This is a genomic window from Nakamurella sp. GG22 (genome assembly GCF_052976845.2).
In genome coordinates, this window is record NZ_JBRIIO020000005.1 from 59,454 (window position 1) to 84,960 (window position 25,507).

At 66.6% G+C, this 25,507-nt stretch carries 28 protein-coding genes and 1 pseudogene; 15 read left to right on the top strand and 14 right to left on the bottom strand.

Annotation, left to right across the window (positions count from 1 at the left end; translation table 11 throughout):
- Positions 1-361: 361 nt before the first annotated feature.
- Positions 362-1,411 (bottom strand): S66 family peptidase, encoded by a 1,050-nt coding sequence (locus ACVBEQ_RS07590; protein WP_447152716.1) that lies wholly within the window; start codon positions 1,409-1,411, stop codon positions 362-364.
- Between the two features lie 277 nt (positions 1,412-1,688).
- Here ACVBEQ_RS07590 and ACVBEQ_RS07595 point away from each other — a divergent pair, with 277 nt between their 5' ends.
- From ACVBEQ_RS07595 to ACVBEQ_RS07610, 4 genes are all read left to right on the top strand, one after another.
- Complete coding sequence (locus tag ACVBEQ_RS07595; RefSeq protein ID WP_447152717.1) at positions 1,689-1,997, top strand: hypothetical protein; 309 nt, start codon at positions 1,689-1,691, stop codon at positions 1,995-1,997.
- Between the two features lie 147 nt (positions 1,998-2,144).
- Positions 2,145-3,323: a glycosyltransferase gene (locus ACVBEQ_RS07600; RefSeq protein WP_447152718.1), complete on the top strand. Its 1,179-nt coding sequence runs from the start codon at positions 2,145-2,147 to the stop codon at positions 3,321-3,323.
- A 128-nt stretch (positions 3,324-3,451) separates the two neighbouring features.
- Positions 3,452-3,616, top strand: a complete 165-nt coding sequence (locus ACVBEQ_RS07605; protein ID WP_447152719.1) for a hypothetical protein — start codon at positions 3,452-3,454, stop codon at positions 3,614-3,616.
- Positions 3,613-4,254 (top strand): class I SAM-dependent methyltransferase, encoded by a 642-nt coding sequence (locus tag ACVBEQ_RS07610; RefSeq protein ID WP_447152720.1) that lies wholly within the window; start codon positions 3,613-3,615, stop codon positions 4,252-4,254. Before ACVBEQ_RS07605 ends, ACVBEQ_RS07610 begins: the two co-directional genes overlap by 4 nt.
- A gap of 664 nt (positions 4,255-4,918) precedes the next feature.
- Here the strand turns inward: ACVBEQ_RS07610 and ACVBEQ_RS07615 are convergent.
- The 3 genes from ACVBEQ_RS07615 to ACVBEQ_RS07625 all read right to left on the bottom strand — a co-directional run bounded on the left by ACVBEQ_RS07615 (position 4,919) and on the right by ACVBEQ_RS07625 (position 7,246).
- Positions 4,919-5,797 carry an NmrA family NAD(P)-binding protein gene (locus ACVBEQ_RS07615; RefSeq protein WP_447152721.1) on the bottom strand — a complete coding sequence of 293 codons (879 nt, stop codon included), beginning with the start codon at positions 5,795-5,797 and terminating at the stop codon, positions 4,919-4,921.
- A gap of 88 nt (positions 5,798-5,885) precedes the next feature.
- Positions 5,886-6,626, bottom strand: a complete 741-nt coding sequence (locus tag ACVBEQ_RS07620) for a class I SAM-dependent methyltransferase (protein ID WP_447152877.1) — start codon at positions 6,624-6,626, stop codon at positions 5,886-5,888.
- Between the two features lie 134 nt (positions 6,627-6,760).
- On the bottom strand, positions 6,761-7,246 hold the full coding sequence (locus tag ACVBEQ_RS07625; protein WP_447152722.1) for a cupin domain-containing protein: 486 nt from the start codon (positions 7,244-7,246) through the stop codon (positions 6,761-6,763).
- An 89-nt stretch (positions 7,247-7,335) separates the two neighbouring features.
- Between ACVBEQ_RS07625 and ACVBEQ_RS07630 the strand changes: the two genes are divergently transcribed.
- Positions 7,336-7,737 (top strand): MarR family winged helix-turn-helix transcriptional regulator, encoded by a 402-nt coding sequence (locus tag ACVBEQ_RS07630; RefSeq protein WP_447152723.1) that lies wholly within the window; start codon positions 7,336-7,338, stop codon positions 7,735-7,737.
- A 252-nt stretch (positions 7,738-7,989) separates the two neighbouring features.
- Here ACVBEQ_RS07630 and ACVBEQ_RS07635 read toward each other — a convergent pair whose 3' ends face one another.
- Positions 7,990-8,655: a response regulator transcription factor gene (locus ACVBEQ_RS07635; protein ID WP_447152724.1), complete on the bottom strand. Its 666-nt coding sequence runs from the start codon at positions 8,653-8,655 to the stop codon at positions 7,990-7,992.
- Between the two features lies 1 nt (position 8,656).
- On the bottom strand, positions 8,657-9,829 hold the full coding sequence (locus ACVBEQ_RS07640; protein ID WP_447152725.1) for a sensor histidine kinase: 1,173 nt from the start codon (positions 9,827-9,829) through the stop codon (positions 8,657-8,659).
- A gap of 107 nt (positions 9,830-9,936) precedes the next feature.
- On the opposite strand from ACVBEQ_RS07640, the gene ACVBEQ_RS07645 reads away from it, so the two are divergent.
- The 5 genes from ACVBEQ_RS07645 to ACVBEQ_RS07665 all read left to right on the top strand — a co-directional run bounded on the left by ACVBEQ_RS07645 (position 9,937) and on the right by ACVBEQ_RS07665 (position 13,249).
- Entirely contained in the window at positions 9,937-10,878 is a 942-nt protein-coding gene (locus ACVBEQ_RS07645; protein WP_447152726.1) for an ATP-binding cassette domain-containing protein, read from the top strand.
- A 3-nt stretch (positions 10,879-10,881) separates the two neighbouring features.
- Positions 10,882-11,619 carry an ABC transporter permease gene (locus ACVBEQ_RS07650; RefSeq protein ID WP_447152727.1) on the top strand — a complete coding sequence of 246 codons (738 nt, stop codon included), beginning with the start codon at positions 10,882-10,884 and terminating at the stop codon, positions 11,617-11,619.
- A gap of 142 nt (positions 11,620-11,761) precedes the next feature.
- Complete coding sequence (locus ACVBEQ_RS07655; RefSeq protein ID WP_447152728.1) at positions 11,762-11,935, top strand: hypothetical protein; 174 nt, start codon at positions 11,762-11,764, stop codon at positions 11,933-11,935.
- A gap of 364 nt (positions 11,936-12,299) precedes the next feature.
- Positions 12,300-12,725 (top strand): GNAT family N-acetyltransferase, encoded by a 426-nt coding sequence (locus ACVBEQ_RS07660; protein WP_447152729.1) that lies wholly within the window; start codon positions 12,300-12,302, stop codon positions 12,723-12,725.
- 323 nt (positions 12,726-13,048) lie between these two features.
- Positions 13,049-13,249, top strand: coding sequence for an LLM class flavin-dependent oxidoreductase (locus ACVBEQ_RS07665; protein WP_447152730.1), 201 nt, complete (start codon positions 13,049-13,051; stop codon positions 13,247-13,249).
- Between the two features lie 161 nt (positions 13,250-13,410).
- Here ACVBEQ_RS07665 and ACVBEQ_RS07670 read toward each other — a convergent pair whose 3' ends face one another.
- On the bottom strand, positions 13,411-14,220 hold the full coding sequence (locus ACVBEQ_RS07670; RefSeq protein ID WP_447152731.1) for an alpha/beta fold hydrolase: 810 nt from the start codon (positions 14,218-14,220) through the stop codon (positions 13,411-13,413).
- Between the two features lie 374 nt (positions 14,221-14,594).
- Here ACVBEQ_RS07670 and ACVBEQ_RS07675 point away from each other — a divergent pair, with 374 nt between their 5' ends.
- Both ACVBEQ_RS07675 and ACVBEQ_RS07680 read left to right on the top strand, forming a co-directional pair.
- Positions 14,595-14,921 (top strand): HNH endonuclease, encoded by a 327-nt coding sequence (locus tag ACVBEQ_RS07675; protein WP_447152878.1) that lies wholly within the window; start codon positions 14,595-14,597, stop codon positions 14,919-14,921.
- A 237-nt stretch (positions 14,922-15,158) separates the two neighbouring features.
- Positions 15,159-15,509, top strand: coding sequence for a hypothetical protein (locus ACVBEQ_RS07680; protein WP_447152732.1), 351 nt, complete (start codon positions 15,159-15,161; stop codon positions 15,507-15,509).
- A gap of 248 nt (positions 15,510-15,757) precedes the next feature.
- On the opposite strand, the gene ACVBEQ_RS07685 is transcribed toward ACVBEQ_RS07680, so the two are convergent.
- Entirely contained in the window at positions 15,758-15,931 is a 174-nt protein-coding gene (locus tag ACVBEQ_RS07685) for a hypothetical protein (RefSeq protein ID WP_447152733.1), read from the bottom strand.
- 145 nt (positions 15,932-16,076) lie between these two features.
- Here ACVBEQ_RS07685 and ACVBEQ_RS07690 point away from each other — a divergent pair, with 145 nt between their 5' ends.
- Positions 16,077-17,255 carry a LacI family DNA-binding transcriptional regulator gene (locus ACVBEQ_RS07690; RefSeq protein ID WP_447152734.1) on the top strand — a complete coding sequence of 393 codons (1,179 nt, stop codon included), beginning with the start codon at positions 16,077-16,079 and terminating at the stop codon, positions 17,253-17,255.
- 927 nt (positions 17,256-18,182) lie between these two features.
- Here the strand turns inward: ACVBEQ_RS07690 and ACVBEQ_RS07695 are convergent.
- Complete coding sequence (locus ACVBEQ_RS07695; protein ID WP_447152735.1) at positions 18,183-19,184, bottom strand: CapA family protein; 1,002 nt, start codon at positions 19,182-19,184, stop codon at positions 18,183-18,185.
- A gap of 604 nt (positions 19,185-19,788) precedes the next feature.
- On the opposite strand from ACVBEQ_RS07695, the gene ACVBEQ_RS07700 reads away from it, so the two are divergent.
- Entirely contained in the window at positions 19,789-19,962 is a 174-nt protein-coding gene (locus tag ACVBEQ_RS07700) for a hypothetical protein (protein WP_447152736.1), read from the top strand.
- Between the two features lie 132 nt (positions 19,963-20,094).
- On the opposite strand, the gene ACVBEQ_RS07705 is transcribed toward ACVBEQ_RS07700, so the two are convergent.
- Positions 20,095-20,382, bottom strand: coding sequence for a hypothetical protein (locus ACVBEQ_RS07705; RefSeq protein WP_447152737.1), 288 nt, complete (start codon positions 20,380-20,382; stop codon positions 20,095-20,097).
- Between ACVBEQ_RS07705 and ACVBEQ_RS07710 the strand changes: the two are divergent.
- A pseudogene (locus ACVBEQ_RS07710) lies at positions 20,381-21,680 on the top strand (aspartate aminotransferase family protein). The gene ACVBEQ_RS07705 and the pseudogene ACVBEQ_RS07710 overlap by 2 nt on opposite strands.
- A 122-nt stretch (positions 21,681-21,802) precedes the next feature.
- Here ACVBEQ_RS07710 and ACVBEQ_RS07715 read toward each other — a convergent pair.
- From ACVBEQ_RS07715 to ACVBEQ_RS07730, 4 genes are all read right to left on the bottom strand, one after another.
- On the bottom strand, positions 21,803-22,192 hold the full coding sequence (locus ACVBEQ_RS07715; protein WP_447152738.1) for a VOC family protein: 390 nt from the start codon (positions 22,190-22,192) through the stop codon (positions 21,803-21,805).
- A gap of 341 nt (positions 22,193-22,533) precedes the next feature.
- A complete protein-coding gene (locus ACVBEQ_RS07720; protein ID WP_447152739.1) occupies positions 22,534-23,709 on the bottom strand; it encodes a VOC family protein in 1,176 nt (391 codons plus the stop codon).
- 103 nt (positions 23,710-23,812) lie between these two features.
- A complete protein-coding gene (locus ACVBEQ_RS07725) occupies positions 23,813-24,760 on the bottom strand; it encodes a HEAT repeat domain-containing protein (protein ID WP_447152740.1) in 948 nt (315 codons plus the stop codon).
- Positions 24,761-24,791: 31 nt separating this feature from the next.
- Positions 24,792-25,358 (bottom strand): HEAT repeat domain-containing protein, encoded by a 567-nt coding sequence (locus ACVBEQ_RS07730; RefSeq protein WP_447152741.1) that lies wholly within the window; start codon positions 25,356-25,358, stop codon positions 24,792-24,794.
- Positions 25,359-25,507 lie beyond the last annotated feature (149 nt).

Sequence of the window (25,507 nt, forward strand, 5' to 3'; positions counted from 1 at the left end):
TTCGCCTCGACCGTAGGGTTGTGACTGAATGAGGGTGCATTCCCAACCCAGAATTATGCTGACCGGACCGCCTGAGTTCATGGGCGGCCCGATTCATCAATCCAGCAGCCGGAAGACGCGCGCGGCATTGCCGCCGAGGATCAGTGCCCGGTCCGGCTGCGAGACGCCCGAGCGTTTACCTTGGCCAGCTCGTAGGTAGCGTTGTAGAACGCCTCGCCTACGCAGAACCCTCCGCGTTGGCGCAAGTGCGAACGCGGCGGAACGCCGCGGTGCCGAGGTGCCCGCACGGCGGCGGCTGGGCGGTTCGGGCACGACGTGGCCGGTGCGGGCGGCGCGATTTGGTGTGCAACTGTCCCTCAGCTCAGGAGTACTGCGCAGAAATCCGTCGCTCGGAGCCGTCGACGGTGATGATGCCGCCGTGCGGGAGGATCCATTGGGGTCGGGTGTGGCCGAACGGAACGCCAACGCAGATCACCGCGTCGGGGTTGTACTGGGAGATGACGCCAACCACGACGTCTCGCTGCTCCGCTCGCAGCCGAGCCCGCTCGTCACGGGACGGGCGGCGGGTGAAGTCGGACACCGGTGGCCGGCCCAGCAGCACCGCGTCGACTGCAGTCAGGATGCCGCGTTCACCCAGTGCTCGGACGATCCAACCCACATTCCGGGCGGGCGACAACTTTTCGGAGGTCTCGAGGAGCAGCACCCCGCCGTCCAGGACCGATGCCTCGAATGGAAACCGACCGGCGGTGAGTATCCATTCGATCACTTCAAGGCAACCGCCCCAGGTGGGTCCGGCGACCGAACGGGACGGCCCGAACCAGGACCACTGCTCCGTTGGTTCACGGTCGCCGAACAACTTCAGGGCGCGCGGGTCATCCCAGTTCAACCCGACGTCCTCTGATTCGCCAGGATCGGTGATCTCGAGGATTTCACCGGTGAGAAGGGCGGCACGCAGGGAGCGGGCGTGGACGTCATCCACCGCTGATCCGGGCCCCAGGTGGACCTGCGAGGAGCCGCCGTAGAAGCTGGCGACCCCGATGGACCACAACCAGTGATGCAGATTGGTGTTGTCGCTGGTGCCGAGGAAAGGTTTGGGATCTTCACGGGGCAGAGTGTTGTCAAGGTGCGGGATGACGGTGATTTGATCGTCACCGCCGACGACGGCCAGAATCGCGCGGATCGACGGATCGGCGAACGCAGCGTTGATGTCCGCCGCCCTGGCCACGGGTGAGGCACCGACTTGACGGATCGTGGGGTACTCCACCGGGACCAGGCCAGTCAGTTCGACGAGTCGGCGCATCGCCTGCTCGTGAACAGCGGGGAATGCCCCCGCCGCGGCGAACGACGGCGACAGGACGGCGATCTGGTCTCCTGCCCGAGCCTTCGGCGGCTGGATAACCACCTGTTTCATGTCGGCCAACCTAAGGGAACAAGACTCTGACCCGCACCGGCGATGACGCTGCGCGCGCAGGCGGCGCCGCTGTCGGCCTCGAGCGCGCTCAGGAAGATGCGTCACGACACCGCCTGTTCACGAGCGACCTTCACGGACGATCCGACGTCACGGCGTCGTCACCGCGGCCGGAATGGCTCGTACGGCGGTAGTGCCCGGGCCGGGGACGGCCGAGGATGAAATGCACCATTCGACCGCTGAACAGCGGCCGGCCGCCCAAGCCAGAGGAGCGTTGTCGATGACCTACAACATCATTTTCGACGTGCCGGCGCCGATCGAGATGTACGACGCCACCCACGCATCCGTCATGGAGGTCGTCGGTGAGGACGACGTCGGGCTGGTAGCGCACATCGCCCGGGCGACCGATGCCGGGTTCGAGATCGTGGAGATCTGGCGGTCGAAGGAAGCGTTCGACCACTTCAACACCGAGATCTGGCCGAAGGTGGCGGCCAAGATCCCCGGGGCCGAGGGGATGGACGCGCCGAAAGGTCGCGAATTCGATGTGCGCGGGTTGATCGTCGCGCACAACGACGACCTCAAGGTCTGATCGCACGGCCGACTCCGACACGCGGTCGCGGGTCAACCCTGACGGCGGCCGCGGTGCCGGCCCATTCTGCGGCCGCGTGTGCAGGGCTGTGGAAAGGCGGACCATTTCAATCGTTTGTTGCTGCACTCTCGCCTAAACTCCCCGGTCATGAAGATTCTGTTCGCGTCGACCGGGGGTGCGGGGCATTTCACGCCTTTGGTGCCGTGGATTGACGAGAGTCTTCGACGCGGTCACGACGTGCTGGTGGTCGGCCCGCCCGGGCTCGCAGCAACGGTCGACCAGCGGAACCTGCCCCTGCGGGTCGGGGCTTCCCCACCGGAGCAACAGGTCGGGAAGATCTGGGCGCAGGTCGCCACCATGACGCACGACGACGCCGAGAGCTTTGTGATCGGCGAGATCTTCTGCCGGTTGAATGCTGGAGCACTGCTACCGGTGATGCGCGCGACGTTTATGGATTGGATGCCGGATCTGGTGCTCCGGGATCCGACCGAGTTTGCGTCCGCTGCAGCGGCCGACGAGCAAGGAATTCCCCATCTCCGTGTCGGCCACGGGCTAGCCTCCAGCGAAGCGGGCTCCTTACGAATAGCCGCAGAGGCGTTGCAGGACTTCCAGCCTGCCCTGCACCAGCGGATCGCTGGGTCGACGTACCTCACGCTGTTCCCCGAGGTGCTGGACCAGTCACCGTTCCCCGACACCCGCCGTTACCGGCTACCGCCCCGCACGCAACCAGCTTCGAGTGGCCTACCGGGCTGGTGGCCCGGGAACTCAGCTCCGCTCGTTTACGTCACCTTCGGCACTGTCGCGCCCACAATCCCCAGTATGGTGCCGCTGTACCGGGCAGTGCTGGACGCTGTCACGGGCATGCCAGTGAGGGTGCTGCTGACAGTCGGTCGGGAACTCGACATCGCAAGGCTTGGAGTTCCGCCGAGCAACGTCCGAATCGAGCAATGGGTGGATCAGGCCGACGTCATGGCCCACGCGGACCTGGTGGTCTGTCATGGCGGAGCGGGCACCACCCTGGGCGCGCTGGCGGCCGGAGTCCCTTCGGTGGTATTCCCGCTGTTCGCCGACCAAGCAGCCAACGCCGCCTGCGTCGCCCACGCCGGGGCAGGAGTGGCCCTACCCGCAGGCGGCGCAGTCGCAGCGCAACGGAGCATCGAGAACGATGACGCCGCCTCCCTCCGCAGCGCGATTCTCCAGGTTCTCGGCGAACCCAGTTACGCGAGTGCAAGCTCCAGGATTCGGGCCGGGCTCAACGACCTGCCCCTCTTCGAAGACGTCTATACCGAACTAATCCCCGGGACGCCCCAGAAAATAAAAGCGTGATGGTCATTATCCAACCTGCACTTTGATTCCGTTTGGTCTTCATCTCATACTCGTTGCGCGACGGCGCACATCACCGCGCACCAGTGGCGGCACACCTACGCATCGTCCACCGGCATAGGGTCGAGCCTGTGGACGATAACCCGCTGGCGACCGACCTCGTGGGAAAGGCGGGCAGACTGGCAGTCCGGATGCTCGACGCCGGGATCGATACTTACTTGAAGACCTCGATTCTCGACGTCGTCGTCCCGACGGCCGACCACGCGGCCGCTGTGGCGGCAGCGACGGCGCTATGAGCGCCGAGGCGTTCCCGCCTGGCTTCTTTGCTCGCGAGGACGAGCGGCCGGATGCGGCGTTCTACGGGCCGCCCCGCCTGGTCACCCACATCGACGCGGGCGCCACCGCGGCCGTCTCCGACCTCTACGCCGAGCTTGGCGTAGACGGGTCGGCGGGGGAGCCGCGACGGGTCCTGGACCTGATGTCGTCCTGGGTGTCGCACCTACGGACCGCGCCTGCTGAGCTGGTGGCGCTGGGCATGAACCGCGCCGAGCTCGACGCCAACCCGATGGCGACCGAGCGGATCGTGCAGGACCTCAATGCCGAGCCGGCGCTGCCCTTCGCCGACGCGACATTCGACGCGGTGCTGTGCTGCGTGTCCGTCGACTACCTGGTCCGCCCTGTCGAGGTTCTGCGCGAGGCCGCCCGGGTGCTGCGACCTGGCGCGCCCGTCGTGTTGACGTTCTCCAACCGTCTCTTTCCCAGCAAGGCGGTGGCCGGCTGGCTTTACGCCGACGAGCCGACGCGTTGCGCGATCGCTGCGGCGTACGTTCGCCTCACCGGTGGGTTCGGCGAACCGCAGGTGTCACTCCGCACCCCGGAGCACGGTTACCGTGGCGACCCGCTCTACGCGGTGGTGGCCCGGCGCTTCGTCTGATCGGCCGAGGCGCGCGCCCACGATCCCGCCGTCGACGTAGATCGAGCTGGGAGGGGACAAAGCCGCCCTCGTCCGACACGACGAACCGCACCGCGTACGGGAAACGTTCGGGGTCGGGCCACAGTTCGTACAGGCCGGCCATTGCGAGCAGGTCTTCGCCGGCGTTGAGGTAGTAGCGCTGTTTGCCGTCCGGGTGGTTTCTCATTCGTGGTGGCCGTCGGCGGGGACCAGGCAGCGGCGGTCCGCAGCGGCCGCCTGAAAGGCAGGTTCCCCGTGATGGTTTCGGGCCTTCGACCAACGTGTAGCAGCTTCGGCATACCCGGGTTGTCGGCTGGAGCGGGGCCGAGGTCAGGCATTCGCGCCGAAATGTGTGTTGATCGTCGGCTACCAAGGGCCGATGTGGCCGGGCGACGGCAGAGGGGGTCATAGCAGACCTTGGCGTTGAGCCATGATGATTAGTTCGTCCCGCTGCCGCGTGCTCGCCGCTGCGATCATCCTTTCCATGCCCGCACGTCGGCGATGGTCGCGGGCGCGTTTGCGGATTTTGGTGAACACGGTGGTGCCTTTCGCTCGTTGTGGTGGTGCCTGTGTGCAACGCTGACCCGGTCGGGGCCGTGGTCTGTGGTGCCGGCCAGTCCGGGAGTGATAACCATCGAGGTGCCGTTCACCGATTCGCCAACTCGCTGAAGGCCGCCGCGTGCTGGCGGACGAAGTGGGTGAGCGTCGAGGCGGGCCGGCCGGTCAGGCGGGGGACTTCATCGGTGACGGTCGCGTATTCGCCGCGTCGTAACCCGGCGAAGATCTCCAGGATCTGCGTCACTGCGGGCTCGGAGATCCCACTTGTGCGCATCTGCTGGGCGGCGTCGTCAGGAGGGACATCGATGTAGCTGATGGGGCGACAGGTGACATCGGAGAGCTGCTGGGCGACCTGGGAGTAGGTGAGTGCCTCCGGACCGGTCAGGTGCAAGACACCAGCGGGCACCGTGTCGTCCAACAGGGCCCGGGCTGCCACGGCAGCGATGTCGGCGGGGTCGATCATGGCGATCGGTGCAGTGCCGGCCGCTGCCGGTAGCGCGTTGAAGTGGCGCACCGGTTCGGCTGCTGCCAGCAGGTTGGACATGTAGAACGAGGGTCGCAGGATCACAGCTGACAGATCGGTAGCGGTGAGGTGTTCCTCGACGGCCGCGTGTCCACGCCATACCGCAGCTTTGGCGGTACGGCCGGCGCCGCGTGCCGACAGTTTCACCACCCGACGTACGGATGTAGATGTGGCGGCGTCGATGGCCGCACATTCGAGGTCAATCTGTTGGGGGACGTTGCCGCACGCGAGGAACAACGCGTCCGCCCCGGTGAGGGCATCTCGCAGAGCATCCCGGTCGGCGAGATCGCCGACGATGATGTCTGCGTGGGCACCGAGCAGTGTTCTTGCCTTGTCGGCGTTGCGGACGAAGGCGCGGGCCCGGACGCCGGAACCGGCGAGGGCATGGACGAGCAGGGTCCCCACGGTGCCGGTGGCACCGGTGATGAGGGCGGTTCTGGGCATGGGCTGTGCTCCAGTTCGAGTGGTTTTGTTTTGGGGAGTTCGGTTGGGCTTGTTGCTGACTGCGGGAGTGTTCGGTCGCTCCCGAGGGCTACACGCGTTGCGCGGTGATCAGCCACGCGGTGGATCCAAATCGGATCCCGTCCGCGGTTTCGTGGGTTTCCAGGATGTTGCGAAGCGCGGCGACCGACTTCGCGCGTGTCCGCTGGTCTTGGCCGTCGAGCATCCAGCCGAGAACGCCCAGGAGGAAGTCGTGTGCCTCTTCGACCGTTCGTCCGTATGTCGTTGTTTCGGTGGCAGAAATGAGTTCGACGTCTTTGAATCCGGTCGTGTGCAGCAGCGCTTGCACTCGATCGGGATCGCTGAGGGAGAAGGGGCCGGAGCGGTCTGTTGGGGGTACCGGTGGTGTACAGCCGGTGAGGGCTTGGGCGAAGGCGCCGACCCATTCCTGGCGGTCGGGCGACTGCCAGGTCAGGAGAGCCAGCCGACCCCCCGGTGCCAGGCTGCGCCGCAGGTTGGCGAAGGCAACGTCCGGGCGGCCGAAGAACATTGCTCCGGTGCGGCTGATGACGCGGTCGAACGTCCCGGTTCCGAAAGGGTGGACTTGGGCGTCGGCTCGGACGAAATCGATGTTGAGCAGTCCGGCCTGTACGGCGAGGCGACGCGCGACATTGATCATCTGGTGGGAAAGGTCGACGCCCAGCGCGTGCCCTTTGTGCGCGGCCATGGCAGCCGCACGCGTGGAGACGCCAGTGCCACAACCGATGTCGAGCACCCGATGATGAGGACTGATGGCTGCGGCCGCGAGGAACGCGGGCTGGTAACGCGCCAGCGAGGCCTCGAAGAGCTCGTGGTGCGCGGCCCAGTAGACGCCGTCGTCACCATCCCAGGCACTCTCCTGGTCCCGGTGGTGGCATCAACGGCCGTGGTGCCAGTGGGCATCTCCAATTTCTCCTTCAGCAACCGTCAGTTCGGTGCGACGTCAGGTATCGGCCCCAGCAGTTCGATGCCGTTGCGCTCGGCGATCGCGAGGACTTCCTCGATGGTCGGCGTATGGTCGGCTGCCAGTTCCGCGGCGCTGCGGATGAATCCCTCCATCGGTCCGCCGGGCGCGTGCACCTGGAAGGCGACCGCATCCTCCAGGGATTCATTGCGGACGGTGTGCGGAGTGTTCCCGGCCAGGGTGACCGTCTCGCCCGCGCGTGCCACGCGGCGGGTGGTGGCGCCGTCGGACTCGGTGAGATAGAAGGTGAACTCTCCCGACAGGACTCGGTAGATTTCGCTCGGTGCGTGGCGGTGCATGACGGGTGGTCCGCCGCCCGGGGGCATCCGCAGTTCGACGGCGAAGAGGTCTCCGTTGGTCTCGTGGGTGGTGGCGAGCACGGTGGCTAGTTCGGAGCCCACTCGGAGCACCTCGGTCGCATTGGTCTTTTCGACAGGTAGCATGTCCATATCTATGAGACTAGACAGGAGACTTGTCGATGTCAACGCGAATTCCGATGACTTTCGGGCGCCCCCGGCCCGCCAACCTGGCCGTTCTGATGAGAGAGGCGTTCATCGCACTCAACGACTTGGTCTTTGTTCGGCTCGCCGAACGGGGTTATGAGGTCATTCGTCCAGCCCATGGGGCGGTCTTTCAATACCTCGATGACGACGGAACGACAGTTGCGCTTCTCGCGGAGCGCGCCCAGATGACCAAGCAGGCAATGGCGGAGTTGGTGGGATATCTGGAGACACACGGGTTCGTGGCCCGGGTCCCCGACCCCCGCGACCGGCGGGCGAAGCTGGCTGTCCCGACCGACCGGGGGCGTGACGTCATCGCTGTCGCACAGGATCTCGTGCCCGAGATTGAGCAGCGGCTGGCCGCGATCCTCGGTGCAGACCGCGTGCGCGCACTTCGTGATGATCTGGAGGCCATCAGTCAGGCGGTCCCCGACTGGTAGCCGCTGCCTCCGCCGCGGACCGTTACTGAGCTGATCCCTTACAGGGTCTCCCGGGTCGTGCTACCAGACCTTCGTCACCTCGGCCCGGGATCGACTTGAGCCGCCGGACCGAGTGGTAACCCCCGCTCGCTGATGACGGACCCGCACACCAAGTCGGCGACGCGATGGTCAAGATCCCGCCGGCACTCCACCGTCAATCGGCGAAGCACCGCATCAGGCCGTCCGGCGGGACCGCACGGTTGATGTTGTGTCTCAATCATCAGCTGGTGCGACGAAGCCCGATTCATAGGCGGCGATCACCGCCTGCGTTCGATCCCGGGCACTCAGCTTGCCCAGCACCGAGCTGACATGGGACTTAACCGTCTCGCTACTGATCATCAACTGCGCGGCGATGTCGGCGTTGGACAGTCCGCGGGCCATCAGCCGCAAGACGGCCGCCTCGCGTGCGGTGAGAGCCGCTCGATCCACTCTCTGCCTGGCGGACCTGTTGCCGTACTCGGCTGCGAGTCGACGCAGTGCGCTGGGAAAGAGCAGGGAGTCCCCAACCATCACCAGCCGCACGGCATGAACTATCTCAGCGGGCCGAGCTCGTTTGAGGAGGAAGCCGTTTGCGCCGACCCGCAACGCTTGGTAGACGTACTCGTCGTTCTCGAATGTGGTGATGACCAGGATCTTCGGCGGGTTCTCCAGGGTTCGCACAACGGCGCGAGTCGCCTCGATGCCATTCAGCAGCGGCATTCGCACATCCATCGCAACGACGTCGGGACGCAGTTGACGAACGAGTGGGACGACAGCCGCTCCATCGGCGGCCTCGCCGACCACTTCGATGTCCGGTTCTGACTCCAGGATGGCCCGCAGACCAGCGCGGACCAGCGGCTCGTCGTCCACGAGCAGAACGGTGATGGGCCTTGCTGTCACGTCAGCTGCTGCCCTGATGCAACGGGAGTGTGGCGGATACCGTCCATTTCCCGCCCTGCTGACCCGTCACCGCGTGACCACCCAGAAGGGCGGCGCGTTCACGTATGCCACGCAGACCGGTTGCATTGTGGTCCTCGAGGATGGTCGGCCCCGTCAGTGAATTCGACACTTCCATGTCGAGTTGCCCGTCAGCGACAATGATCCTGACGTAGACCGGCACCGGTCCGGAATGTCGAAGCGCATTGGTCAGCGCTTCCTGCAGGATTCGATATCCCTCCTGTGAAACCACAGCTGGGATTCGCTCGAGCCCGTCGGAGACGTCAGCATCGATCTGTGCACCGGACGTGCGGGCGGAGTCCAGCAGCCGACCGGCTTCGGCCAGGGTGGGCCGCTGCGACGCCAACTCCGCTGAGTCCCGCAGCACTCGGAGCACCCGATCCAGCTCTTCCAACGCAGCCCGGCCGGTTTCCTCGATGGCACACAGCGCGCGATCTGTGAAAGCCGCATCATCTGCGGCCCGAGCGGCACCGGCCTGCATCACGGCGATGGTGAGCGCATGCCCGATCGAGTCGTGCAACTCCCGGGCGATGCGGGTGCGCTCGAGCAACTGTTCATTGCGTTCCTCCAGGGCAGCGAGCCGCTGCGCCGGGGATGGACCGAGGAACAACCGTGCCAGGGTGGTGACGAGCTGACCAAGGGCGACAACGCCGGCGACAACGATGAGGACGCAAACCGGGACCAGCAGTCCGAACCACCAATGCGGCTCGACATCGCGAAGGAAGTTGACGGCCCGGTTCCCGGTCGCGAGGGCGACCAGGTCAACGGTCAGCATCGGTAGCCAGATGGTCACCACGAGTGTCGCTCCGGCCAACAGGAGTCTCAGTTCCAGCCATGCAACGGTGCGCCACCGGTCCGCCCAGCTGGCGGCCGGAGCAGCGACAATGGACTTGTCGGGTCCACCACGCTTGTCCGGTGTCAGCAGGAATTGTGCCTGCAGGCCCTCAGCCGTACGCACCGCCGGAATGAGGCCGACCGGGAAAATCAGTATGGCCAGCAGATATGGCCCATCTCGATCGATGAACAGCCAGATCGCAACAATGGCGAGCGGGATGCACAGGTGCAACCACCTGGTATAGGTGACTGCGCGGGTCAGCGGGCGCAGCAACCGGGGCACCACGACATCGTGCCAGCCTGCGGTCCTGCAACGGCTCCCCCGCGCGGGGGATACCGAACCCACGCGAGGGGGATGAAATGGCCGCGAGGGACCGCGACAGTGACGTCATGACCACGATCGAGATCCGAGAACTGACGAAGCAGTACGGTCGCACCAGAGCGGTGGACCACTTGACATTCGCGGTGCACCCCGGTCGGGTCACCGGCTTCCTCGGCCCGAACGGTGCCGGAAAGTCCACCACCATGCGGTTGATACTCGGCCTGGACCGTCCCACCTCAGGGTCAGCAATGATTGACGGCCGACCGTTCGCCTCCTTCAGCAAGCCGCTCCGGGAGGTCGGCGCATTGCTCGATCCACAGGCCGCGCACGGTGGCCGCACCGCCCGCAACCATCTACGAGCTCTCGCGGTCACCAACGACATTCCCCGAGGCCGGGTGGACGAGGTACTCGACCAGTCCGGGATCGGCGCGGCCGGGAAACGACGAATCAAGACGTTCTCCCTCGGAATGCGGCAGCGACTGGGAATCGCAGCGGCACTGCTCGGCGATCCGGCCGTATTGATGTTCGACGAGCCGACCAATGGGCTCGATCCGGAGGGCATCAGCTGGATGCGCGAAACGCTACGTGAACTCGCCACAGCCGGTCGGACGGTCTTGGTGTCCAGTCATCTGATGACTGAGACAGCCCTGACCGTCGGTCATTTGGTGATTGTGGCAAAGGGTCGATTACTGGTTGACATGTCGATGCAACAGTTCATCGAGTCCCGCGGAGCCTCCCGAGTGCGGGTTCGCAGTGCAGAACCAGAACGCCTGAGAGCAGCGCTGGCCGATCGGGGGATTGACCTGAAGGACGGTTCCGCAAGTGACGACCGAAGCCAGACAGTGGCGGGGGTCCAGGCCGAAGCAGTGGGCGCGATTGCCACCATCGAAGGCATACCGCTCCTCGAGCTCGTCGATGAACACATGTCGCTGGAGCAGGCGTACCTGGATCTCACGACCGACCAGACGGAATTCGCAGCAGGGTCACCGACCGTTGAGAAGCGGGGTTGACCCATGACGACTCTTGCAGTCGTCCGTTCGGAGTGGATCAAGACGCGGTCCCTCCGTGCCATCGTCGGAGCGTTGGTTGCCATCTTTGTTGTCACCGTCGGATTCGGCGCACTTGGCTGCATCCTGGTCAACGATCCCAAGGTCCAGTCCCCGGACTTCGACCCGCTGGAGCTCTCCTTCTACGGACTGACATTCGGTCAGATTGCGGCCATCAGCTTTGGCACAGTGGTGATGTCGCAGGAGTTTCACCACAGCGCGCTTCGCGTCTCGCTGTCCGCAGTCCCTCAGCGAGGTCTGTTCTACGTCAGCAAGATAGCCATGACAGGAAGCGTCGCCCTCGCCGTCGGTCTGCTGTCCGGATTCACCACGCTGCTGCTCGGCCAGGCCCTGCTCGGCGACGCCGGCATCGGCATCGCCGATGACGGCGCACTTCGGGCCGCGGTCGGCGGTGGCATCTGTCTCGCGTTGATGGCCCTGTTCGCCGCCGGCCTGACCGCCCTGTTGCGCAGCGGTGTGGCGGTGCTGAGCCTGCTGATCCCGTTGCTGCTCCTCGTTCCGTTCATCTTCACCGATTTCGTGTCCGGTATCGGCAGCTTTCTGCCGAACCAAGCGGGCCGGCTCGTGATCCAGCAATACCCGGACGGCCCGATTGGGCCGTTGACCGGATTGGGTGTGACCGCCGTATGGACCTGCGCCGCGCTGTTGGCGGGCTGGATCGCCATCAGCCGCCGGGACGCGTGACCCCGCCGCCGCTTTCAGGGCAGAGCGTTCGAGCTGGTGGGGTAGCCAAGATTGGATTGCTCTGCAGCGTGCGGAAGGACCGGACAGCGTGCGCCAACGGGTGGACGGACAACGCGCGGCCTAGGTATCGAAGGAGCTGTTCATGCTGGTGGGGATCTTGGTGCTGGCAGTCTCTGTGGCAGTCCTTGGCGGACTGGCCATGCGCGGGGCCGACAGCCTGTCCAGACCGGTCTCGGCGGCGGTGTGTTTTGTGGTGCTTCCGCTGATCGCGTCGGCCGGCTTCATCACCCTCGCCAGTCTGTCCGGCGGCGGCTGAGCAGCCAGCAGCGTCAAGCAGTCTTGACGACAATGTGCCAGCCCTCGGATGAACTGCGGCGGACCATAGCCATCCTCGGCAGGGCGAGGCCCAATGTCACGTGACGTAACGCCTCCCTTCTGAAGCGGTTCCCCTCCGGTAGGCCGGTTCATCCAGCGGACGAACCTCTTGGGCACCCAGCGCTCTATCGTCTTACTCGCATGATGATCGAATTATCGGCGGCCGGATGTCAGCGGGTGGAAGTGACCCGCTGCGGGTCGGCGGTGCTCCGCAAGATCTTTGCCGGCCCGTCCTACCGTGGATGCGGTGCAGCCGAGCAGCGGCGACACGTTGGCTGACCGGGGGTGCACAGGTGTTGAACGCCGTGCCTGAGGGGTTTGCTCTGGTGCCGGGTCCGCCGCGGCTGGTCGAGTACCAGCGGATGCGGGCGGACGCCGGGCTGCCCGCGAAGAACGACGCGCAGGCGGTGGGGGCGCTGCGCGGGAGCTGGGCGTTCGGCCACATCCGCACCGGTGACCGGGCGGTGGCGATGGGTCGGGTGATCGGTGACGGGGGCTGGTACTTCACCCTCGCCGACCTGGCCACCGCCCCGGATTACCAGGGCCGGGGCCTGGGCAGTTGGGTGCTGGAGTGGTTGCTGAGCCAGATTGATGCCCGGGCGCCGGCGGACCCGTATGTCACGTTGCTGGCGGATCCACCGGCCCGAGACCTGTGTGAGCGGGCCGGTTTCAGGGTCCTCGGCCGCCACGGCAGCGCAGTGCACATGGTGCTGGACCCGGATCCGACGTGACGCCCTCCCGGGCCGCGCAGCAGTCCCGGCATCCGACGCGCCGCTGAGCGACGCCGATGTCGTGATTGAGGAAGGGGTTCTGCTGCCTCCCTCAGGAGCAGTTGGTGCTTGGTGTTGATGGCCCCGCTGAACCCGTGCGCGGCGCCGCCGGAACGGCGGTTTGGCTCAACCCGAGCCCGAAGTCGGCGACGGAACTGTGCGAGTGGACCGGGTCGGGTCGGCGCCTGGCACTGGCGGCAACGATCTTGGTGATGTCCGCCTCGTCGCTGGCCTGACGGTATCTGACGGCATAACCCATTCTTCAGCACGCTTTCGGACACGGCATGCATGCTCGGCGGATAGCGGACTGGACGGCGTCGGCTGAAACCGCCGGCTGGGACGGCTTCTTCCTGTGGGACCAGGTCTTCGCATTCGGGCCCGGCCCGATCGATGTCGTGGCCCCGTGGGTGGCGCTGACGGCGGCGGCCCTGGCGACATCCACCATATGGCTCGTGACGCTCGTGACGCCGCTGCCACGCGCGTAATGCCCGGATAACTGCGGCGTGCCCGGTGAGTTTGACACTCACCATGGCCTCTACTCGAACGTAGAGCCTCATTCGGCGTTGCGAGAACGTCGGCGACCGGCCACATACCGCCGCCAGCGTTGAAACGACGCGCGCCGTCAGAGATTTCGTCTGTGACTAGGTCAGGCAGCGATGTCGAGCCGTTTTGCGCGGGCGGCGGCTGACCCGACCAGTTCGAGGATCGTCTGGGGGGTGTCGGACTGGGGGGCGTGTCCGGCTCCGGGAAGGAGGACGAACCGAGCCCCCGGAATCAGCGGCGTGTACCGCGGGGTCTGCCCGGAGCTGACGACGTCCAACACGCCCTGGGCCACGATGACCGGACAGCTGATCCGGTGCAGACCGGTAGGAACGTCGACCACGATGGCGTTCCACAAGGTCGTCCAGAAACCGGTCTGGTCGGCGAACCCGCTCTTCATCGTGAGCGCTTCGGCGGGGGAGGCCTGCCACGGCAGCGCCCGCATCCCGGCCAGCAGGGCTGAGCGACCGGCAGGTGACCGGGCGAGTACCTCCAGCCACGGGTAGCGAGCCCGGTTGATCATCCTGCTGGTGATCATCATCGCTCCCTGGTGGGCCCGTTCGAGCGGAACGCCGAGCCCGCTCGGAGAGATCGCCACAACAGACAGGGCTCGATCGCGCCGGGCAAGTTCGATCGCCACCCGGCCGCCAAGGGAATTGCCCAGCACATGCACGCGACCCAGGCCGTGCGCATCCAGGTCCGCCTCCACCGCGTCAGTCAGGGCGGCGACCGACGGCCGCTCCGCGATCATCGGCGAGCTGCCGTGACCGGGAAGGTCGATGGCGAGAACCTCGAAGTCCTCGGCGAGATCGCCAACCAGTGCTGCAAAGTCATCGCGGGTGCTGCCGAAACCGTGCAACAGCACGAGCGGTTCGCCCGCGCCGTAGCGGTCGTATCCAAGGATGGGTCTGCTCATCGCTCCATGCTCTCGCGCTTCCGATCGCAACAGAGTCGAACCGGTGATGATTGTTCCCACAGGCAAGCCTGTTTCGCCGGGTCAAATGCGTTCCGCGGAGACCCTCGCCACATCACACCCGCGGTCTTGGGCTGCACATCCTCCAGTGCGAGTACGGGCCTCCTCGTTTGCGGGATCCGTGGCGGCATGCCGGGCGGGTGCACGAAGTTGGCTCTTGCGTCGCCCGTCGCGCCGCAGGCCGTGGCCTTCCGGGTGGCCGGTTGACGGCGATCCGTGGTGAGCCTGCCGGGAACACAGCTCCCCGGTTCTACGGTGAGTCAATGGCCGTCAACCGAAGCCGCGCAACGCGGGCCGCCCGCAGACGCAAGCGGCGGATGGCGCTGGTCGAGCACGACCTGATCGCCGAGCAGTGGACGGCGCTGATCCAGGCGTGGGGCGGCTGTGCGTACTGCGGCGCCACCGGGACCTCCCTGCAACGGGACTGCGTGCAGCCGCTGTCCCGCGGCGGGCGGTACACGCTGGGCAACATCGCGCCGGCGTGCGGGTCCTGCAATGCCAGCAAGTGCAACGACGAGGTCACCGGCTGGCTGCGCCGCAAACGGCTCGACGAACGCGAGTTCCTGCGGCGTCACCTCGAGATCGCCGCGGCCATGGCGGTTCGCTTCCCCGCGGCGCAGCTCCCTCCCGCGGCGGAGGGCTGAGCCCGGACCCGTGACGTGTGCTTCGGGCGCGCCCTTTTGAACGGTTAACAACCCAGTACAGCGATCGTTTCGCCGCCGGAGCCGCCTGCCCGTAACGAACACGATGTCCCTGCGGTGCTGTGTGGGCGACCCAATTGCCGTCGGTGTGGATTTCGCCTCGACATCAACCAGCGCTCGATGAGAAAGGAGCGCAACGAAGAGGTGTCGGCGCACGCGTGACCGGGAACTGAGTGGGGCATGACCAACCATCCCTACGACGAGCAGCCCGTCCGTCCCAACGACGAGCAGTCCGTGTCCGATCGACGGGCGACCGCACCCGATGGCAACCGTCAGCAGCAACTGTCCCGGCTGGACGAGCTCGAGCGGCAGATCGCGGTGGAGCGAGAGCGGTTGAGTCGGCCGGACCCTGAGCCGGGTGACGTCGGCCGTAATCAGCACCTCGACAGCGTTCGGGAAGTGCAGCTGCCGGACCTTGAAGCGAAGGTGACAGAGAGCCAACGCGAGGCATGGACGTTGGGTTACCAGGCAGGGCTGTCGGACGCCCAGAACGGCGGCCAGACCAGCAACCCCTTCCACCCGCTGCGGTAGAACGCCTTCTGACCGGTCGACCGCCCGGCCACCCGTTGGTGGAGTCACACGACGGTTGATCGGCGACATTGCGCTGGGTGGGTCGAGCGGCATGACACCGCCTCGAAGGCGTCCCCACGACGGCATCGGCGCCAGTCGGCGCGGCGCCGATGTCGCGGCCAACGCCGACCGGCGAATCCAGCACCCGGGCACCGGTATGCATTCGGCCGCGGCCAGCCAGGCGTGCAACAGGTGCACAGGCCTCTGGATCAGACAGCCGGACGTAACCGCAGGACCAGGAACCGCAGCGATCGCCGAACGGGGGTGACGCGGGCGGTGTGCTGGCTGGCGGGTGCGGTCGTCGGACCGTCGAGGCGGGCGGAGCTGAGCAGGTTCTGCTGGGCAGTGTCGGCGAGGATCAGGGCGGTGGGGGTGAACAGCATGGTGGAGCTCCTTGACTGGTGTACCGGTAAAACGCTTGGTATACCGGTACACTAACCGAGGCTGGTGTACCGGTCAACTAGCCGTCGTGTTGAATGGCTGTGACGTGCGCCATCGAGAGCGTGCGCAGCGAGGGAGCCGACCACGATGACCCGGGTGACACTGCAGACGATCGCTGACGCGGTGGGGGTCAGTCGGATGACAGTCTCGAACGCCTTTTCCCGCCCGGGCAAGCTGTCACCGGAGCTGCGGGACCGGATCCTCTCCGTCGCAGAGGATCTCGGCTACGTCGGCCCGGACCCGGCGGCTCGTGCGCTGGCCCGCGGAGCGACAGGTGTGGTGGGGGTTCTGTTCAGCACCATGCTGCGAAATGTGTTCGCGGAGGAGGTGACCACCGAGTTCCTCGGCGCCGTCGCGGACGGCTTGGTCGGGTCGGGGCTGTCCCTGGCACTGTTGACGACCGACGACGCGGGCGGGTGGATACCGGTGCGGGACGTGCCGATGGACGCCACACTCGTGTTCACCGGGAGGTTCGACGCGCCGGCGATGGAATGGCTACGCAAACGTGGTCTGCCGCTGGTTCTGGTGGACCAGGAACCCGTCCCGCGTGTCGCAGCGGTCAACGTCGACGATCACGGGGGTGCCCGGCTCGCCGCGGAACATCTGCTGGCACTGGGTCATCGGCGGATCGGGGTCGTCACGGTGGGCACGGCCGAGCCGTACGGGGTGCAAGAAGCAGGCACTGCCGTCGACCCGCTCACCCCGGAGTCCTACATCGCCCGGGAAAGGATCCGCGGTTGGCTGGGCACCCTGGGCAGCGCGGGCGTCACCCCGGTCGTGGTGAAACACCCGAAGGTGCCCTACCGGCCGGAGATCGACGGGTACGCCGCCCTGTCGATGCTGCTCGAGGCCGACCCCGAGATCACCGGTGTGCTGTGCTTCTCCGACCGGTTCGCCGCCGGTGTGCTCGCCGCCGCCCTGGATCGCGGACTGGCCGTGCCGGGTGACCTGTCGATTGTCGGGTTCGACGACAGCCCGTTGGCGTCGAACTCCCGGCCCGCGCTGACCACGGTTCGCCAAGACCTCGCCGAGAAAGGTCATGCCGCGGCAGAGAGGCTCATCGCTGCTGTACGCGCGAAGGCCGGCACCAACACCGAGTCAACACACGAAACACCCGTTGCAGCAGGACATGTGGTTCTGCCCGTCGAACTCATCGTCCGGGACAGCACCGGTCCTTCGGCGGCCGGCGCACCGCGACGATCGAAAAAGCGGGACCGGAAGATTCAGGCCGCCCCTCGCCGCCGGGCAGGTTCCCACCGGGAGTAGACCTGAGGGTCTTCCCCTGGGCCGGGCCACATCCGGTCGAGTTCCAGCAGTGTCCTCGTCCGACTGCACCGACAACGCAGCCAGGTCGGCATGCAGTTCGTCGATTGGCAACGCCCCGACGATCGTGGAGGACACCACCGAACTCCCCGCAGAGAACGGGCTGGTTGACCAGGCCATCGCCGATGAGGCGGCGACCGATCGCGCGTGCAGGAGCCACCAGCGCCGGTGCGAGACTAGGTTCCGGGCGGGCGGTCAGTCCTGCGTGCTTCAGGCGGCGGTCGAGGTGCCGGTGTGACCCCGAGGAGCTGGGCGATGCGGAGCCGGCTGAGCTGGTCCTCGGTCGGGTTCAGTGCCCTGGTGGCATCGTGCAGCTGAAGTGGGCTCAGCGGGGTTTGCCTACCGCGGCCTCGTACTTGCCGGACGCGGTTGGTGACAGTTGCCGGGGCGATCCGGTGCCGGTTGGCGACCTCGGTGATGGGTGCGGCGGGCCGGCCGAGCAGCCCGGCCCAGTCCAGCACCGATCCGCCCGGCCGGGGCGAGCGGTCCCGAAGGTGCGCCAAATGAGGCTCGCGACCAGGGTCGACGCGGTCTGCCCGGATACCGGGAAGCCGTTCCGGCCCATCGCGTCCGGGCGGGCGGGAACGGTCGCCGGCCCGCCCCACAGGGGTGGGCCGCTGTAGCACCGGATGTGGGGTCAGTCCAACCCCCAGGGCCAGCAGGGCGTGATCGGCCACCATGCCGCACCGACCCAGACCCTGGCCAGCTACTCGAAGCGGGCCGAACGGTCACCGTCACGTGATGGAATCCGTCCCACTTCCGACGTCGCCGGGGGCGCGTCGGTGTGGCGTCCCCGGGACGATGCCGTCAGTTGCGGCCCCTTCGGGCGGCATCGCCGAGATCGCATCATGGTTTCACCGGTGCACGCGTTCAGGGGTGTGTCATCGGATGGGCCCCGTTGGTGTCGGCGCCGTACAGGTTGACGGCCTCGGCGGTGGCGGCGAGCGCGGCAGCGTCGGCCTCGCGGGAATGGCAGATGGTGCCGGTGGCCAGTGGGCACCACCGGTGCGGCGGGTCGGGGTCCTGCAGGGACGCCACCCAGCCGACGTCGCCGGCCGTCCACCGGCCGGTGCTGTCCTGACTGAAGGTGACCGTGACGAGAAGGCCGCGGCGGGTGCCGTCGACAGGGGTCTGTTGGGCGGCGATGTTGTTGCCCAGCCCGTGGATCGCCCATTTGCCGTTGATTTTCTGCAACGGTTGCACGACGTGCGCATGGTGCCCGTACACCAGGTCCACATCGGGACTGGCCAGCAGGGTGCGGGCGACATCCTGCTGCTCGGCGTTGGGTTCGGTGTCGTATTCGGTGCCGGCGTGCACGGCCACCACGACCAGGTCTGCACCGGCCGACCGGGCGGCGCGGGCTTCGGCCAGCACCGCGTCGGTGTCCAGCGTGCTGACCTGCCACGGCTCCTCCGGTTCCCCGGTGTTCAGTCCGTAGGTGACCGAGACCAGCCCGACCTTGGCGTCGCCGGTGGTCAGGATCGTCGGGGTCGCCGCCTCCGCCGGTGTCCGAGCGGACCCGTCATGGCCCAGGCCCGCGGCGTCCAACTCGTCCAGCGTGCGCTTCAGCCCCGTGGTGCCCTGGTCCAGGGTGTGGTTACTGGCAGTGCTGCACGCGTCATACCCAGTCGCGATGAGCGCGGACAACACCTGCGGCGGGACGGAGAATGCCGGGTACCCGGCAAACGGGCCGTCCGCGGGGGCCAGCGGAGTTTCCAGGTGACAGATGCCAAGGTCCGCCGCGTGGATGAACGGTGCCTGCGCGGACAGCATCGGCCGGAAGTCCATGCCGTCTCCGCCTGCCGAGTCTGCTTTCGCCTGCTCGACCAGCGGCGGGTGCAGCAGCACATCACCGGTGACCGCGATCGACACGCATCGCAGTCCCGGACAGCGTCCGGTCGGCGACTCCGGTGGCGCAGCAGATTCCGTTGACGGACCGGAGGGCGCTGGACTGTGATCGCCCGACGACGATGTCAGAGAAGACGCCTGCGCTTCGACGGGGGGAGTCGCCGTCGCGCTGTGCACGGGCGCCGGATCCGCCGCCTCAGGAGCGCTGCTCGGTGCAGTTGCCGGAGGGCCGGGCGTGGAGCACCCCACGACGCCGACGAGTAGCAGGACCGACAACGCCCATGCAGGACCGAGCCTCGACCCGGTAGCCCGCGGGCGGTGACGTAGGTTGTTCGGCACCTCACCAGTCTGGCGTGTCACCGGGCCGATCGCATCGAACTCGGCCGGACGGTCATCGAAGGCGGTAACCGACAATGTTTCCGGCGCCGACCATGCCCGACTCGCTCCCGCTCAACTCACATGATGGTGGATGGCTGCGGAATCCACGGTGCCTGCACCGTCGGGTGGTCAGCAACGGCATCGCGGCGACCGCTCGGAACGGTGTCCGGCGCCAGGACGGGCGCGTCGGCGGACGGGGTTCGGGCGATTGGCGGTTGAACGCCGGTCGCTGAAGGACGGTCGGGTGAGGATGAGTTTCCACCTGGCAGCGGAGCCGTCGCTCGCGGTTCCTCGTTCTGCGGGACACCTGCTCGGCAACCTGCTGTGCGCGATCGCTGGACTGCTCGACGGCGCCTCGCCGATCGGCGGCATCCTCAACGGAATCGCCGCGTTGTTCAACCGGCTGTTGGCCATCCTGGGCTGATGCCCCAGTAAGCTGAAAACGACTGGTGCACAACGAAATAGCGGTCCGGCACCCACCCTGGTGCGGTGCCGGACCGTTATCCGACCGCTCTCTCCGCGCGGTGACCGTAATCTGCTCGTTGTCGTACGGCAGTCACCGGAGTACTGAGCCGATGGTGAGCGCTTCGCACAATGCGATGCCTTCGCCCAACTGGCCAGAGATGTGGGCCATCGCGTCCTCACGGGTCTCGGCGCCCCACCACATCGTCGCCGTTCGGATGACGTCGTACCACGGACTGTGTAGCTTTCGTTCATCGAGCGTGACGGCAAGCGACTCCATCTGATCGACCAGTTTCAAAGCGTCCTGGGCATGGGGTTCACTCAGTGCCAGGTATTCCTCCGCTAATGAGGTCAGCAGTGCGCCCGCTAGCCTCTGCGCCATGACCGATGCGACATTCTGGGCCGCCGCCGATCGCCACCTCATCCGTTACGGGACCACTTTCAGCCCGCGGGTCATCGCCCGGGCGGAAGGGTCCTATGTCTACGACGAGCAGGGCCGGGCCATCCTGGACTTCACCTCCGGTCAGATGAGCGCCGTTCTCGGTCACGGTCACCCCGACATCGTCGCGACTGTCAGTGCTTCCGTCCGATCGCTGGACCATCTGTACAGCGGCATGCTGAGTCGCCCGGTGGTCGACACCGCCACGTCGCTGGCCGCCACGCTCCCGAAATCGTTGAGCAAGGTGCTGCTGCTGTCCACTGGAGCCGAGTCGAACGAGGCCGCTCTCAAAATGGCCAAGCTCTGCACGGGGAACTTCGAAGTGGTGTCCTTCGACCGGTCCTGGCACGGCATGACGTCGGGAGCGTCGGGGGCCACTTACAGTTCCGGTCGACGCGGCTACGGACCGGCCATCCCCGGCAACCTGAGCCTGCCCACACCCAGCGCCTACCGATCGCCTTTTCGGCTCCCGGACGGCGGCTACGACTGGCGGGCGGAACTCGACTACGGATTCGCCATGGTGGACGCCCAGTCAGTCGGGTCGCTGGCAGCCTGCATCGTCGAACCCATCCTGTCCAGCGGCGGGATCATCGACCTACCGCTCGGGTACCTCGCGGCGTTGCGGGACAAATGCGCCGAACGCGGGATGCTGCTCATCCTCGACGAGGCACAAACCGGCCTGGGCAGGACCGGAACCATGTACGCGTTCGAGCGGGACGGCGTCACACCGGACATCCTCACGCTGTCGAAGACCCTTGGCGCAGGTTTGCCCGTCGCCGCCGTGGTGACCAGCGGCGAAATCGAAGAGCGTTGCCACGCCCATGGTTTTCCTCTTCTTCACGACCCACGTCTCCGACCCTCTGGCGGCCGCGGTTGCCGGCACGGTGTTGCGGGTGATCCAGCGGGACGGGTTGGTCGAGCGTGCCGATCTGCTGGGTCGACGACTGCGAAACGGGTTGCTGGAATTGCAGTCCAGGTTCGAGGTGATCGGTGACGTTCGAGGACGCGGCCTGATGCAGGGCCTCGAACTGGTCACCGACCGCGCCAGCAAGGAGCCGGCCGACAAACTCGGTCAGGCGGTCACCGAATCCTGCCTGACGTACGGCCTGCACATGAACATCGTTCAGTTGCCGGGAATGGGCGGCATCTTCCGTATCGCCCCGCCGCTGACCGTCAGCGAGAGCGAACTTGATTCCGGTTTGGCGATTCTCGAAACCGCGCTCGCCGACAATGCCGCGTGACTGCTCGTCGGTTCAAGGTTCGTGTCAAAGCGAAACAGCAGGCGAGCACCGGCCTCGAGGCCGGTGTATGAGCCTCTCGAGCACGTTGGTCGGTGGCGGTTGACGCTCTGACAATCAGACCGTCAGCGAATTGCTTGGAACAGTTCGATCGGGTTGCCCGCAGGGTCGTCGAGGAGGATCTGCTTGCCGCCGACCCCGGTGACGATGTCGTTGCGGAACCGAGTCCCGGCGTTCCGCAGCCGGTCGACATCCGACTCGAGGTCCTCGACGGGCAGCGAGATGCGGTTCCAGCCGCCGGGTCGGGGTCGGGTTCCGTCGGGCATGGCCTGTCCGCCACCGCCCGGCCCAGTGGGCGCCGACAGCGCCAGTCGCAGCGCGCCGCGGGCGAGCAGCGCGAAGGAGGGCGCGGGGTGGGCGACCACGTCGAACCCCAGGTGGCTGGTGTAGAAGTCCAGGGCCGAGTCGACGTCATCGACGATGTAGCGGACGAGCACTGTATCGCTGTCGGTCATGGGGGTTGCCTCTCTCATCGTGGGGATGGTCCTGCCGGCTCCCCGCTGTCCGCAGGGGCAGTCACGGTTTCGTTCCTGGTGAATCCGGCGGCTCGTCGAAGATGGTCAGCGGCCCGCCTTTGTCTGCGACGCAACAGCGGGCGGATACGTGGTGCCGGGAGAAATCGAATATCCATGCCGCGATGCAGCACGTGCACCGGTACCACTCCCCGGAGAAATTCTCGCCGCAGACCCATGTCGAACAACCACATCGCTCTGCGAGATGGCGGTCGTTGTTCATGCAGGATGCCCGAAGTGGGTGCGCCCAACAAGGGCGGGCCGCACCCGGAACTGTCCACTGCTCATACCCCGCTGACGATCACCAGCTCGTTGCCTTCGGGGTCGGCGACCTGCCAGCGATCCCGCGATTCGTCGAGGAGCCGGCCACCGGCCGCGACGGTCGCGGTGAGGCGCGTCTGCGCCTGCTCCGAGGGAACGGTGAGCTCGACGTGCATCCGGTTGCGCTGCCGCCGCCGCGCCGCGTCAGAGGCGTCGAGTTCCTGGAACACCAGCACCGGGTTCAGTCCACGAGGATCGTGGATGTCGCTGAGCCCGGCTCGCCGGTCGTGGGTGTATCCGAGCGCGGCGATCCAGAACGCGCGGACCGCGGCGACGTCGGCCGCGTCGAGGAAGAGCTGAACAAAGCGCGGCAGCGCCGGATCCGCGGTGGCCCCGATGTCGCGGGCAGCGGTCTGGAGTTGTGCGGCGAGGTCGGTGAAGTCGAGATCGAGGCCGTGGGCGTCGTTCTCCCACTGGTCCTTGCCGCTGTCGATGATCACCAGCCCGGGGCGCAGGTCGATCAGCAACGGGAAGCCGGTGTCGTCGGCCAGCGCTGCCGCTGCCGCGGCCAGGTCGCGCTGCTGGATGGGCGAGGTGATGCGGTAGCAGGCAATCGCGCTGAACACCGCTTGCCAGTCAACTGTCCCGGTCGTCTCGCCGAGAACGGCGCCCGGCACCAGGTCGACCTCATTGCCGTCGGGGTCGGTGTGGTTGACCCCGTAGGGTCCCGATGCGTCACCGAGATTCGCCTGCTCGACCGCCGCGGCCGGTCGCACCACGTCCAGGTGGATCCGGTTCCGCAACGGCCGTGACTCGGTGGACGGGCGGATCCGCAGTGCGGGGTCGCGCCGCAACGGATCCTCCAAACCTCCGTCATCCCCGGGCGTGTAATCCAGCGCGCGTTGCCAGAAACGGCTCACCCCTGAGGGTGTCGCGGATTCGAGCACGACGCTCAGCTGCTGCAGCACGGCAGGGTCCGCGGCCAGCCCGAGAGCCCGCGCGGCCGCCGACACCGCCCCGGCGTGCCCGTTCGAGTAGAGGCGCACCCGCACGCCTGTCGGCCGCAGGTCGACCACGATGCCGGGCGACAGTTCCAGGATGCGCCCGGTCAGCGCAGCGCCTTCGACCAGCGAAGGCGCGTCGAACCATGCCGTCGCAGCGCCATCGAGCACCCGCCAGTCCGTTTCGATCTCTGTCATGTGTTTCTCCTATGCCAAGCCGCCGCCAGTGGCAAGTCGGCTTGACCGTGCTGTCACTCTTTGGAGGTGGTTGACGACGGTGCTGGGCCAGGCTGCTTCGCGACTATGGTCGTCGGGTCACGATGTATCGCGCCGTGATGGAGACGGTCACGTCGGCGTCGCGGGCCAATTCGGCGAGCGCGAGATCGGCTTTTGTCCCGGGTATCTCGGCCAACGCCTGGGTGAGCCGTGAGCGCGACCCGGGGACTTCCTCCGCACGCGCAAGTCTGCCGACAATGTGCTCGGTGATGTGGTCGCCAAGGTCATGTTGACCCGCCACTCGGCCCAGTAAGTCCGCGGCCTCCACGTCGTCAGCGCCCCTCACGATCATGTCGATCAGTTCGGGAACCGCATCCTTGTCGCCCCGGCCGCCCAGCGCTGACGCGGCGCGTTCGCGCACCACGTGATCCGGATTCAACAGTGCTTGTCTCAGAACATCTTTCAGATCGTCGGGCTGCACCTTGATGATGGTGACAATGGCGCGGCGGCGGGTCTGCGGGTCTGGTGATTCCAAGGCAGCGACCAGTTGCGGCAAGGCGGCGTGGATCGACCGGGCCAGGTTCCATTGCAGCGCGCCGGCCACGTTGGGGTCGTCTTCGTTCAGGAGGGTGTCGACGAGGGCGTCTGCCGGAAGGTTCTGCGGGGCCGACAGTGCGGCGCTCTGTCGACGCGACGGGTCGGGTGACACCAGGTATTGCATCAGGGCGACCAACTCCAGGACCTCATCCCAGGAAGTCGCTTGACTGTCCCGAACGCTGATCAAACGCCTGAGTAGCGCTTGCTCACGTTCGATGCGTGCCTGGGTGCTGGCGATGAGCTCGCCGAAGAGTTCACTGGGCGGAAAATCCTCCCCGGTCATTGTCTGCTGAATGGCGTTGAGTGACAGCCCGAGGGTCCTCAGGCTTTCCACGCGGAACAACCGTGCAATGTCCGCATGCGTGTACTCCCGGTAGCCGTTGCTCAGAGTCCTGGTGGGGGACACCAGCCCGATGGCGTCGTAGTGCCGCAGCATCCTCGCGCTGATTCCGGCCAACCGGGACAACTCACCGATCTGCATGGGACCGGTCGACCAGGGGTGAGCGGGTCAGCGCGAGGAAGCGTTGCGCCTCATGCACTGCGACGTCGAAGCTTTCCTCGGGATGATCAAGAAGCCGCAGCGTGGCGACTGCGTGTGCTCGACCGCCGGCGTTCCCCACGCGCGCCGCTTCCTCCAGCGCGGGCCGTGCTGCTTCACCGAGCGCGGCGATTGCCCGGCTCAAGCTGAGTTGCAGGTCCCGCTGACCACGACCGAGTTGCGAAGCAAGCTCCTGCGCCAGCGTGCCCTCGCTACCCTGCGGAACCAGGGCGACAGCGGCTCGCCACGCACTTCGAGCCACATCCGGATCCTGGTCACGGAGGAGCTCCGTGGTGATCGCCGACCACGCCTCCTGGTCGCCGATTTTGGAAAGCGTGTGCAACGCCTGGCTTCGAGCCTGCGCCGCATCAGCACCCAGTTCTTGATGGAGCCTCGGCAGAGTGAGAGTGGTCGGGTGCCGCGTCACAGCCCAGGTCAACATGTCCCGAACAAAGAAATCCGGCTCGACTTCACAACGCTCGACCAGCACTTCCACATATGACCGATGTGGGTTCGTGCCGGCCGATAGTGCGGCACGCAGTCGCACTGAGGACCGTGGATCGGCCAGATCCCTCCGCAGGCTTGTCGCAGGGCTCGGCTCATTGTCCGTGTTCATCATGGTCACCTCCCTCAGGTCCCACTCAA

Coding starts and splice junctions, on each gene's coding strand:
- ACVBEQ_RS07600 (WP_447152718.1), top strand. CDS start 2,145: ATGAAGATTCTGTTCGCGTCGACCGGGGGTGCGGGGCATTTCACGCCT.
- ACVBEQ_RS07705 (WP_447152737.1), bottom strand. CDS start 20,382: ATGGCGCAGAGGCTAGCGGGCGCACTGCTGACCTCATTAGCGGAGGAA.
- ACVBEQ_RS07675 (WP_447152878.1), top strand. CDS start 14,595: ATGGCGCTGGTCGAGCACGACCTGATCGCCGAGCAGTGGACGGCGCTG.
- ACVBEQ_RS07590 (WP_447152716.1), bottom strand. CDS start 1,411: ATGAAACAGGTGGTTATCCAGCCGCCGAAGGCTCGGGCAGGAGACCAG.
- ACVBEQ_RS07685 (WP_447152733.1), bottom strand. CDS start 15,931: ATGCTGTTCACCCCCACCGCCCTGATCCTCGCCGACACTGCCCAGCAG.
- ACVBEQ_RS07595 (WP_447152717.1), top strand. CDS start 1,689: ATGACCTACAACATCATTTTCGACGTGCCGGCGCCGATCGAGATGTAC.
- ACVBEQ_RS07610 (WP_447152720.1), top strand. CDS start 3,613: ATGAGCGCCGAGGCGTTCCCGCCTGGCTTCTTTGCTCGCGAGGACGAG.
- ACVBEQ_RS07690 (WP_447152734.1), top strand. CDS start 16,077: ATGACCCGGGTGACACTGCAGACGATCGCTGACGCGGTGGGGGTCAGT.
- ACVBEQ_RS07670 (WP_447152731.1), bottom strand. CDS start 14,220: ATGAGCAGACCCATCCTTGGATACGACCGCTACGGCGCGGGCGAACCG.
- ACVBEQ_RS07720 (WP_447152739.1), bottom strand. CDS start 23,709: ATGACAGAGATCGAAACGGACTGGCGGGTGCTCGATGGCGCTGCGACG.
- ACVBEQ_RS07700 (WP_447152736.1), top strand. CDS start 19,789: ATGAGTTTCCACCTGGCAGCGGAGCCGTCGCTCGCGGTTCCTCGTTCT.
- ACVBEQ_RS07715 (WP_447152738.1), bottom strand. CDS start 22,192: ATGACCGACAGCGATACAGTGCTCGTCCGCTACATCGTCGATGACGTC.
- ACVBEQ_RS07680 (WP_447152732.1), top strand. CDS start 15,159: ATGACCAACCATCCCTACGACGAGCAGCCCGTCCGTCCCAACGACGAG.
- ACVBEQ_RS07625 (WP_447152722.1), bottom strand. CDS start 7,246: ATGGACATGCTACCTGTCGAAAAGACCAATGCGACCGAGGTGCTCCGA.
- ACVBEQ_RS07615 (WP_447152721.1), bottom strand. CDS start 5,797: ATGCCCAGAACCGCCCTCATCACCGGTGCCACCGGCACCGTGGGGACC.
- ACVBEQ_RS07725 (WP_447152740.1), bottom strand. CDS start 24,760: ATGCTGCGGCACTACGACGCCATCGGGCTGGTGTCCCCCACCAGGACT.
- ACVBEQ_RS07650 (WP_447152727.1), top strand. CDS start 10,882: ATGACGACTCTTGCAGTCGTCCGTTCGGAGTGGATCAAGACGCGGTCC.
- ACVBEQ_RS07665 (WP_447152730.1), top strand. CDS start 13,049: ATGCATGCTCGGCGGATAGCGGACTGGACGGCGTCGGCTGAAACCGCC.
- ACVBEQ_RS07630 (WP_447152723.1), top strand. CDS start 7,336: ATGAGAGAGGCGTTCATCGCACTCAACGACTTGGTCTTTGTTCGGCTC.
- ACVBEQ_RS07655 (WP_447152728.1), top strand. CDS start 11,762: ATGCTGGTGGGGATCTTGGTGCTGGCAGTCTCTGTGGCAGTCCTTGGC.
- ACVBEQ_RS07645 (WP_447152726.1), top strand. CDS start 9,937: ATGACCACGATCGAGATCCGAGAACTGACGAAGCAGTACGGTCGCACC.